General features: G+C 76.4%; 6 protein-coding genes. 4 read left to right on the forward strand and 2 right to left on the reverse strand.

Going from position 1 to position 9,457, the window contains the following annotated elements; translation table 11 throughout:
* Positions 1-106: 106 nt before the first annotated feature.
* Entirely contained in the window at positions 107-1,144 is a 1,038-nt protein-coding gene (locus tag ACFV0G_RS27240) for a mechanosensitive ion channel family protein (RefSeq protein WP_380553345.1), read from the reverse strand.
* 400 nt (positions 1,145-1,544) lie between these two features.
* Between ACFV0G_RS27240 and ACFV0G_RS27245 the strand changes: the two genes are divergently transcribed.
* Entirely contained in the window at positions 1,545-2,165 is a 621-nt protein-coding gene (locus ACFV0G_RS27245; RefSeq protein ID WP_380553330.1) for an HNH endonuclease, read from the forward strand.
* Between the two features lie 113 nt (positions 2,166-2,278).
* Positions 2,279-2,941, forward strand: coding sequence for an HAD family hydrolase (locus ACFV0G_RS27250; protein WP_380553333.1), 663 nt, complete (start codon positions 2,279-2,281; stop codon positions 2,939-2,941).
* Here the strand turns inward: ACFV0G_RS27250 and ACFV0G_RS27255 are convergent.
* Positions 2,931-6,725: a beta-N-acetylglucosaminidase domain-containing protein gene (locus ACFV0G_RS27255; RefSeq protein WP_380553336.1), complete on the reverse strand. Its 3,795-nt coding sequence runs from the start codon at positions 6,723-6,725 to the stop codon at positions 2,931-2,933. The genes ACFV0G_RS27250 and ACFV0G_RS27255 overlap by 11 nt on opposite strands.
* Before the next feature lie 282 nt (positions 6,726-7,007).
* Between ACFV0G_RS27255 and malQ the strand changes: the two genes are divergently transcribed.
* Both malQ and psbW read left to right on the forward strand, forming a co-directional pair.
* A complete protein-coding gene (malQ, locus tag ACFV0G_RS27260; protein ID WP_380553339.1) occupies positions 7,008-9,134 on the forward strand; it encodes a 4-alpha-glucanotransferase in 2,127 nt (708 codons plus the stop codon).
* A 21-nt stretch (positions 9,135-9,155) separates the two neighbouring features.
* Complete coding sequence (gene psbW, locus ACFV0G_RS27265; RefSeq protein ID WP_380553342.1) at positions 9,156-9,380, forward strand: photosystem II reaction center protein PsbW; 225 nt, start codon at positions 9,156-9,158, stop codon at positions 9,378-9,380.
* The last annotated feature ends 77 nt before the right edge of the window (positions 9,381-9,457 follow it).

The raw sequence follows: 9,457 nt of genomic DNA on the forward strand, positions 1-9,457 counted from the left end.
TTTTTAATACCACCACTCTCTATGCGTTCCCGGGGGTCCGGGGCCCCGCCCGGTACCCCACGAGGCCCCCGCCCCCCCCGGGGTGGGGGGCCTTCGCGTCGTCCGTCTACTCGGCGGTCTGCACCGGGATCGGCTTGGTCGCCTCCGAGCGCACCGAGTGCGGATCGGCGAGCACCGACGGCGGCAGGAACTCCACCGCCGCGGCGGAGGCCGCCGGGGCCGCGGCCGCCTCCTCCTTGAGCTTGACGCCGGCCTGGTCGAAGGCCAGCTTGAGCCGCTGCCGCAGCGCCCGGGCCACCTGCGCCGACTTGCCGGGCGTCGTCCGGGCCTCCACCTTGAGCACCAGCGAGTCGGTCGCCACCGAGTCCACGCCCAGCACCTTGACCCGGCCCCAGATCAGCTCGTCGTACGGGGTCTCCTTGGACAGCTGCTCGGCGGCGTCCTTGATCAGCTCCTCGACCCGGGAGAGGTCCTCCTTGTAGCCGACCTGGACGTCGACCGCGGCGGTGCTCCAGCCCTGGCTCATGTTGGCGATCCGCTTCACCTCGCCGTTGCGGATGTACCAGATCTCGCCGCCCGTCCCGCGCAGCTTGGTGACCCGCAGGCCCACCTCCAGCACGGTGCCGGTGGCCACCCCGGTGTCGATCTCGTCGCCGACGCCGTACTGGTCCTCCATGATCATGAAGACGCCGGACAGGAAGTCGGTGACCAGGTTGCGGGCGCCGAAACCGATCGCCACACCCGCCACACCGGCGCTGGCCAGCAGCGGTGCCAGGTTCACGCCCAGCGCGGAGAGCACCATCAGCGCCGCGGTGCCCAGGATCGAGAACGACGCCACGCTGCGCAGCACCGAGCCGATCGCCTCGGACCGCTGCTGGCGGCGCTCGGTGTTCACCACGCCGCTGTTGGCAAGCAGCCCGCCGAGCCGGGTCTCCGCCTCGTCCTCGCCCGGGCGACCCATCCGGGCTATCAGCTGGGTGATCAGCTTGCGGACCACGGCCCGCAGCACCAGGGCCAGCAGCACGATGAAGACGATGCGCACCCCGCCCTCGACCCAGCTCTGCCAGTTCTGGTCCAGCCAGCTCGCGGCCTGCTTGGTGGAGGCCGTGACCTCGTCCGTGCTGGTGGGGAGCCTGAGGTCCAGGCTCGGCTGGGCGGGGGACGGGGTGGCTTCGGCCAGGAGGCCGGTGACACCGGACCGGAACACGTGCGGGCCTTCCGAGGTGCGGGCTGCGGCCGGCGCGCGGCACCGGCGACGGCCCGGCCGGCGGGCCGTCCCGTCCAACCCTATCGGCCCCGGCGCCGCCCCCCGGACGGCTCGTCAGCCCGCCGCCGGGCCCCGTACCGCCCCCCACCGGCAGCGATGGGTGCACCGCGCGGGGCGCAGGGGCATATCCGCTATGACGGATTCCACATCCGGTCCGTTACACAGGAGTGGTGGCGCCGTACGAAGAGGTAAGGCGACACTGGTGGAGATCGCGTCGCCGCGATCACCCGCTCGTCCCGGCGCGAGCCACGCGCCGCAGGCGTCCAAGGAGGCCTCCGTGCCGCATGTCCTGGTCCTCAACGCGTCGTACGAGCCACTCGGTGTGGTCTCGACCCGCCGCGCCCTCATCCTGGTCCTCAACCACAAGGCGATCAGCCTGGAGGATTCCGGAATCACTCTGCACAGCGCCACCGACACCGTGACGGCCCCGTCCGTCGTCCGCCTGACCCGCTTCGTGCGGGTCCCGTTCCGCGGGCCCGTCCCGCTCACCCGCCGCGCCCTGTTCGCCCGCGACCACGGGCGCTGCGTGTACTGCGGGGCCGCCGCGACCAGCGTCGACCACGTCATTCCGCGCAGCCGGGGCGGCCAGCACCGGTGGGACAACGTGGTGGCGGCCTGCCGCCGCTGCAACCACGTCAAGGCCGACCGGCACCTCACCGAGCTCGGCTGGCGGATGAAGCGTCCCCCGGCCCCGCCCAGCGGCCTGGCCTGGCGCGTCATCGGCACCGGGATCAAGGACCCGCGCTGGCGGCCCTACCTGGAGCCGTACGGCGGGCTCGACCAGTTCCGCGAGTACGAGCACCACGACCATACGGACCACGCGGGTGCTCTGCCGGCCCCGGCCGTCCGCACCCACCCCACCCGCCGCGGCGAGCACCCGGAACCGCTCTCCGCCTGACAGACAAGGGCCTGCCCGTCAGACTTCGGTACGCCTCATGGGCCGCCGGCGCACCCCCAGCGGGAGCGTCGGCGGCCCGCCGTCGTCCGCCGCACCGTCCGAGGAGACCGCCCGTGCCGCTCCCGATCGCCGCCCTCTCGTTCGACGGCGACGACACCCTCTGGGACTTCCGGGCCTCGTTCGAGGCCGCCATCGCGCACGCCGCCGCGGTGTTCGGCCGGGAGACCGGCGGCCCGCCGGCCGACCCGGCCTGGCTGCAGCAGGTGCGCGCCGAGGTCGCGGCCGACCTGCCCGGCGCCACCCTGGCCGAGCTGCGGCGGGCCGGCTTCGCCGAGGCCGTCCGGCGAGGCGCGCCCGCCCGGCCCGAGCTGGCCGCGCTGCTGTACGAGGAGTTCACCGCCGCCCGGGCGGCCGCCACCCGGCTCTTCCCCGAGGTCCGCGGGGTGCTGACCGCGCTCGCCGCCGAGCTGCCGCTCGCCCTCACCACCAACGGCAACGCCGAACTCGCCTGGACCGGGCTCGACCCGCTGTTCACCGCCGTGGTCCGGCCCGCCGAGTGCGGCGTGCAGAAGCCCGACCCGGCGATCTACCTGATCACCGCCGAGCGGCTCGGCACCGAGCCCGGCCGGGTGCTGCACGTCGGCGACCACCCCGTGGAGGACGTCGCCGCGGCCCGCGCCGCCGGGCTGCAGGCCCGGCTGCTCGACCGCACCGGGCACACCCCCGGGGCGCTCACCTCGCTGACCGATCTCGCCGGCCTGCTGGTCAGGGCGTGACGGCGTACAGCTCGACGCCCCAGAGCGAGTAGCCGTACTTGGTCGCCCGGCTCACCCCCTGGATCCGCAGGAAGCGGGTGCCCGGCGCGTCGAACCGCACCGTCTCCACGCCGCCCGCGCCGTCGTCCACCGACGCCACCGTCGTCCAGGTCACGCCGTCCGCCGAGGACTCCAGCCGGTACGCCGAGGCGTGCGCGTCCTGCCAGTGCAGCACCGCCGAGCCGAGCCGGGCCGGCTGCGGCAGCTGGAGCTGCACCCAGGCGTTGTCGTCGGCGGGCGAGGACCAGCGCGAGCGCGGGTCGCCGTCGTTCACGTTCGCGGCCGGGAAGTCCGGCGTCTCGTCGGCCGAGGAGGTGGCGACCGCCCCGCGCGCCAGGTCCTGACCGCCGGTCGGCGGCACCACGTGCACCGCCAGCACCTGCCGCACGGTCAGCGTGCCCGCGGTGAAGGTGACCGGCACCTGGTACGTCCCGGACGGCGTGCCGGCCGCCGCGGCCACCCGCAGCGGCACGCCGACCCGCCCGCCGCGCGGCACCGCCACCGCGGCGCCCTGGGTCACCGTCAGCCCCTTCGCGACCGTCGGCACCTCCGCCTTCAGCTCGCCGGTGGTGCCCTCCGGGCGCCCCGACTCCAGCACCGCGGACGTCTGCACCGGCACCGCCTGGCCGGCCACCACGTCGACGCTGGAGTCGCTCAGGCTCAGCCGCGCGGCCGGCGCGTCGGCGTACCACGGCACCACCTGGTTGACCACCGGCGCCTGCCCGCCCGGGGCGAACACCAGGCGGATCGCGTCGGCGGCCCGGCCGCCGGCGGGGAGCTCGTTGTAGCCGGGCCGCAGCGCGCCGATCTGCGTCCAGGCGCCGTCGGTGCCGCGGATCTCCACGGTGGCGGCGGCCTGCACCCCGGGGTCGGTCAGCACCGTCACCCGGTCCATCGGCCGGGCCGAGCCCAGTTCCACGGTCAGCGGGACGGTGTCGGCGGTCGCCGGCTCGGCGGCCCGGAACGCGGTGTCCGGGTTGCCGTCCAGCACCGCGTCCGGGGACGAGCCGGGCGCGGCGGGCGGCCCGGTCACCACGGCCGGGTTGTCGTCCGGCGCGGTCACCGAGAACTCCCGGACGGCGATCGCGGTCTTCTGCGCCGTCCTGGCCCGCAGCCGGACGGCCTTCGCCACGGTGCCCGCGGGCGCCGTCACCGAGACGCTCTTCTGCCCGTGCACCACCGCCAGCTGCCGCCAGCCGCCGGACCCGTCGGCGTACTCCAGCACGCCGTCGTGCAGGTAGTCGTCGGCCGCGGTGGCCGCGTCCGGGCCGTCGCCCCACGAGCCCATCAGGACGGTCACCCGGCCCACCGGGCGCCCGGCGCCGAGGTCCAGGCCGACCGCGTCGCCCGCCTGCGGCGGGGCCGAGCTCCAGTAGAAGGTGTCCGCGGCGCCGTCCGCCATCAGCGACGGCGCGTGGTCGTCGGCCGTCCCGATCGTGCTGGTCGGTGCGGCGGACCCGGCGCTCACCCCGGACCAGGTGTCGGCGTCCTTGAGCGCCCGCTCCAGGAACGGGTCCAGCACCCCGGCGCCGAGCGTCACCGCGCCCTGGGCGAGCAGCTCGCGCTGCTGCCGCAGGTCGACCCGGGCCTGCCAGGCCGCGCTGCCGTCGCCGCCGCGCTGCGCCAGCAGCATCGCCACCGCCGCCTGCCCGGCCCGGCCGTACGCGGCCAGCCGGTCCAGCCACGGCCCGGCGTCGGCGGCGATCGGCTCGCCCGCCAGCGCCTTGGGGGCGCCGGCCATGGTGGCGAACGCGCTCCGCAACGGCGCCGCGGCCTCCTGCAGCCTGGCCTGGTCGGGAGCGGTGCCCGAGGCGGGCTCCAGGACCGACCAGAAGTGGTCCAGCAGCGGCTGGAGGTAGCCGGACTCCTGCTTGTCCAGCGGGGAGGAGGAGCTGTTGCCGGCCAGCGCGGCCAGCGCCGCCTCGGCACTCGCCCCGCCGCCGCCGGCCGCGGCGTGCACCGCCGACGCCAGCGAGTTGGCGGCCCGGTAGCCCTCCGGCTTCCAGCCGAAGTCGGCGGCGGTCGCCAGCGGCAGCCGGGAGGCGACCGGCTGGGCCATCGCGGCGGTCAGCAGCACCGCGGAGCGGGTGGCCACCGCCGGGTCGCGGCCGGTGTAGCCGCCGAGGAAGAGCCGGTCGGGGCTGGAGTCGTTCACCGGGTAGTTGTCGAGCGTCATCAGCGGGCGGTCGAACAGCCCGGCCGTCGAGGCCAGTTGGCCGCCGGAGACGGTCGCGGGGATGACCGCCCCGCCGCTCCACGCCACCTGCACCCCGGCCGGCAGCAGGCCGGCCAGCGCCTTCCGGTACGGCGTCTCGCCCTGCTTCTGGTACTCCGTCGGCACCACCGAGAGCGGGGCCAGCCCGGGGTGCGCGGCGATCAGCCGCTGCTGGACCTGCGCGACCAGCTCGGCCTGGGCCTTCGCGGCGGCGGCCGGCCCGGTGCCGTAGCGGTGCCGGTCGCCGGCGCAGTGCCACTCGTCGTAGCTGACGTCCAGGAACTGCAGCTGGAAGGCGCCGAAGCCGATCCGGCGCAGCCCGTCCAGTTTGGCGACCAGCGCGTCCACGTCCTTGCCCGAGCTGTAGCAGAACGACTGCCCGGGGTCGATCGAGTAGCCGAGCACGACGTGGTCGGCCCGGGCCCGCTCGGCGAGCCGGCGCAGGTCGTCGGCCTGCCCGGTCGGGTAGGACTCGCGCCAGCGGCTGGTGCGGTACGGGTCGGCGCCGGGCGCGTAGAGGAAGAAGTTCTGCTTGGTGCGGGCGAGGAAGTCCAGCTGGTCCAGGCGCTGATCGGTGGTCCACGGGGTGCCGTAGAACGACTCGGCGGTGCCGCGCACAGGGGCGCCGGTCGGCCAGTCGCGCAGCACCACGCCGGGCACGCCCTTGCCCGCCGCGGATGCGCCCTGGCCCTGCCCGGCGGCCAGCGGGGCGAGCAGCTGGCGCAGGCTCTGCGCCGCGTAGAAGGTGCCGGTGCGGTCGACGCCGGCCAGCACCACGGCGCCGTAGCTGCCGCCGCCCGCGGCGGGCAGCGAGCCGGCGGCGAGCACGTAGCCGCCGGCCGGCAGGCCGACGGTGGACAGGTCGGCGGCGGGCCGCCCGGCGGCGGCGGCGAGCCGCTGGAGCATCCGGTCGGTGTCGTGGCCGGAGCCCTCCGCCGGTCCGCCGACGTACACCACCAGGGAGCCCGCGGCGGGCTCCGCGGTGCCGGGGGCGGCCACGATGTCGGTGGCGCCCGCGGTGCCGAGGACCTGCCGGACGGCGTCCAGCGCGGGGCCGTCGGCGTGGTCGGCGGCGACCAGGGACACCGTGTCGGGGACGGCGACCGGGGTGCCGGCCGCAGCCAGCTGCTGCGGGCGGGGGAAGACCCGGGGCTCGGTGATCGAGCCGAGCGGCGTCAGCGGGGCGCTGGTGGCCGGCCGGTCGGCGGCGGTCGGCACGGCGGAGACGGCCGGGCCGGCCAGCAGGCCGCCGACCACGGCGGCGGCGGACAGCGTCGCGGCCAGCTGGAGCGAGCTGCGGCGGCCGGGCCGGCGGCGCTCGGCGCGGACGGAGGCCAGCAGCGGCGGGGTGCCCTTGATGTCGGCGATGAAGCGGTCGGCGGCCTTCGGGGCCAGCTGGCGGGCCGTCCGGGCGGCCGTCCGCCGGGCCGTCAACGCGGCCGGGTGCTGGAGGAGTTCGCGCAGCGCAGGGCTCTGCTCGAGCTGCTGGCGAAGCCGCCGTCCCGCGGCGACCGACACCCGTGCCTGCACCGGACCTCCTCACACCGAAAAACCCGCAGGTTCACCGGCTCCCCATCCGGCTCACCACCTGCACCCGCTCCGCCCGGGCCAGCCCACCAGCTGCCAGGGCGGGTGTCAACGGCGGTGACGTGTATGCCCGATATGTGCGACTACCCGCCTCGATGGCCGGGGCCGCGGGCCAGGTTCACCCGTCCCGCCGATCGACCGGTCCGTGTCGGTCGGGGTCGGGCGCGGCGGCGGCGGGTAGGACTGTGCCTGTTCGGTGTCGGGCTGACCGCAGGGAGCCGCAGAGTGGCCGCATACCTCGACCGTGACCAGACCGGGGGCGAGCAGCTGCCCGCCGAGGACGCGCCGCCCGCGCCACCGGAGTTGGCGGCCCTGGCGCACGCGTACGGGGTGGACGACAGCTACGACCCGGGCAGCGGCCCGGTGCCGGTCGGGCCGGACACCCTGATCGCGGTGCTGGCGGCGCTCGGCGTGGACGCCTCGACGCCGGAGGCGGCGCGCGCGGCACTGGAGGAGCACCGGGTGCGCACCGCCGCGCGGCTGCTGCCGCCGTGCGTGGTGGTCCGTCAGGGCCGCCGCACCGCTCTCGACCTGCCCGCGGAGGCCGACCTGCTGGTGGAGCTGGAGGACGGCGGCGACTGGCGGCTGCCCCGCGGCCACTCGCACTGGCTGCCCGCCGACCTGCCGCTGGGCCGGCACCGGCTGACCGCCACCGCGGGCCCGCGCTCGGCGTCCGCCGCGCTGATCGTGGCCCCCGCCCGGCTGCCCCAGCCCGAGGGCCGCGGCTGGGGCTTCCTGGCGCAGCTGTACTCGGTGCTCTCCGGCCGCTCCTGGGGCATGGGCGACCTGGGCGACCTCGCCGACCTGGCGCGCTGGGCCGGCGACGGCCTCGGCGCCTCCTTCCTCCAGATCAACCCGCTGCACGCCGGGATGCCCGGCGAGCCCTCCGACCCGTCGCCGTACCGGCCGTCCTCGCGGCGCTTCGCCGACCCGGTCCACCTGCGGGTGGAGGCGGTACCCGAGTACGCCTACGCCGACCTGCGCGCCTTCGCCCCGCGGGCGGAGCGGCTGCGCGCCGAGGTGCTGGAGCACGACGGCCTGATCGACCGGGACGCCGTCTGGGCGCTCAAGCGCCAGGCCCTGGAGGTGCTGTACGCGGTGCCGCGCACGGTCGGCCGGCAGGCCGCGCTGGACGCCTTCACCGCGCGCGAGGGCGAATGGCTGGAGCGGTACGCCACCTGGTGCGCGCTCGCCGAGGAGCACGGCCCGAACCGGCACGGCTGGCCGAAGGGGCTGCGCCGCCCGGACGGCCCGCACGTGGCCGCCGAGCGGGCGCGGCTCGCCGACCGGATCGGCTTCCACCGCTGGCTGGCCTGGCAGGTGGACGAGCAGCTCGGGTCGGCGCAGCGGGCCGCCGAGGAGGCCGGGATGGCGGTCGGCCTGATCCACGACCTGGCGGTCGGCGTGCACCCGGACGGCGCGGACGCCTGGGCGCTGCAGGACGTGCTCGCCGCGGGCATCTCGGTCGGTGCCCCGCCGGACGCCTTCAACGCGCACGGCCAGGACTGGGGGCTGCCGCCGTGGCGCCCGGACGCGCTCGCCGAGGCCGGCTACCAGCCGTTCGCCGAGCTGCTGCGGGCCGCCGCCCGGCACGCCGGGGCGCTGCGGATCGACCACGTGATGGGCCTGTTCCGGCTCTGGTGGGTGCCGGCCGGGCACCCGCCCACCCGCGGCGCCTACGTCCGCTACGACGCCGAGGCGATGCTCGGGGTGCTGGCCCTGGAGGCCCACCGGGCGGGCGCGTACGTGATCGGGGAGGACCTCGGCACGGTGGAGCCCGGGGTCCGCGAGGAGCTCGCGGACCGCGGTGTCCTCGGCACCTCGGTGCTCTGGTTCGAACGCGACTGGCGGCACAAGGGCGAGGTGCTGCCGCCCGAGCGCTGGCGGGCCGGCTGCCTGGCCACCCTCACCACCCACGACCTGCCGTCCACCGCGGCCCGGCTGACCGGGGAGCACGTCGAACTGCGGCACCGGCTGGGCCTGCTGGCCCGGCCGCTCGCCGAGGAGCAGGACGAGGCGGCCGCCGAGCTCGCCGAGTGGCGCGCCGAGCTGACCCGGCTCGGCCTGCTGCCCGAGGGCGCCCCGCTCACCCCGGAGGCGCTGTACGGCTACCTGCTGGCGACGCCGGCCGCGCTGGTCGGGGTCTGGCTGCCGGACGCGGTCGGCGACCCGCGCCCGCAGAACCTGCCGGGCACCTGGGACCAGTACCCCAACTGGCGGCTGCCGGTGGCGGACGCGGCCGGCCGCCCGGTCACCCTCGACGAGCTGGCCGCCGCGCCCTCCACCGCCCGGCTGACGGCCGCCCTGGCCGCCGGGCCCGGAAGGCGCACCCCGCCGAGCGTCGCCCGCTGACCGGCCGGTACCGTGGAAAACGTGGACAAGAGGAACGCAATGCGCGCCGGTGCGGTCACCGCGGCGGCCACGCTGATGATGCTGATGACGTCGCCCGCCATGGCTCTGACCCAGGACGACGGTGAGCAGGCGGGTACCGGCCTGAGCCTCGGACAGACCCTCGGGCTGTACGTCTTCCTGCCGATCGCCATCTTCCTGCTGATCACCGGCCTGGTCATGCTGGGCACCCGCGGCCAGTGCAATTAGAAGGCATGAAACACCAGCACCTTCTGCGAGCCGGTGTGGCCCGGGGCGCGGCTCCCGGCGGCGCGCGGCGGGACGGG

Source organism: Kitasatospora sp. NPDC059571 (assembly GCF_042735675.1).
In the GTDB taxonomy this organism is placed as follows: domain Bacteria; phylum Actinomycetota; class Actinomycetes; order Streptomycetales; family Streptomycetaceae; genus Kitasatospora.